Genomic DNA, 710 nt, shown 5'->3' with positions numbered 1-710 from the left:
TGCACCTCAACGTCTTTCAGCACGTTGCCGCGGTTGTCCGCAAAAGCGGCGGAGTCCACCGCGATGCGGTAGCCCAGGCTGCCGTTGCCCAGGTCGATCACCCGCCCGTGATAATCGTGACCGTTGATGACCAGATCCACCCGGTCACCCGCCCGGGCATCCTCCCCGCTGACGGTGCCGGTCACCACCTGATGACGCATATACAGTTCGCTGCGGTTCAGGATGTTATCCGCCGTCACATCATCGATGGTCAGGGCGTTGTGCGCCTCGGTGTCCAGCGTCACGATGCGGTGATCCAGCGCGGTGACCTCATTCCCCGCCTTATCGTGGCTGACCACCGTCACCACCACCCCGTTACGGCCTGCCAGCAGCGTGCCCGCCGGGACCACCACGTCGTAGCCCAGATGACCGTTAATATCGACCACCGTGCCGGTAAACGTCTGTCCCTGCACGCTGACGGTCACCACATCGCCCGCCCGGGCGTCCGGTCCACCCACCTTGCCGCTGATCATTGTCGGCATACGGTTTTCTGTGGCGTTGACCACGTCATCCGTGGCCACCGGACGGATATCCACCCCGTTTTCAGCGTAGTTATCGAGATGTACGGTGTGGGTGCTGACCGCCACCGCCTCGTTACCTGCCGTATCCTGTGAGACGACGGTGGCGTGCACCTCAACGTCTTTCAGCACGTTGCCACGGTTGTCCGCAAA

Annotated in this window: 1 protein-coding gene; it reads right to left on the bottom strand. The window is 62.7% G+C overall.

The features are described from left to right. A partial coding sequence (locus IMQ48_RS22480; RefSeq protein ID WP_196210728.1) for an Ig-like domain-containing protein occupies positions 1–710 on the bottom strand: 710 nt, incomplete at both ends.

It is taken from the genome of Citrobacter sp. Res13-Sevr-PEB04-36 (assembly GCF_015672735.1).
GTDB lineage: Bacteria > Pseudomonadota > Gammaproteobacteria > Enterobacterales > Enterobacteriaceae > Citrobacter.
This window is presented reverse-complemented; position numbering and strand designations above follow the sequence as displayed.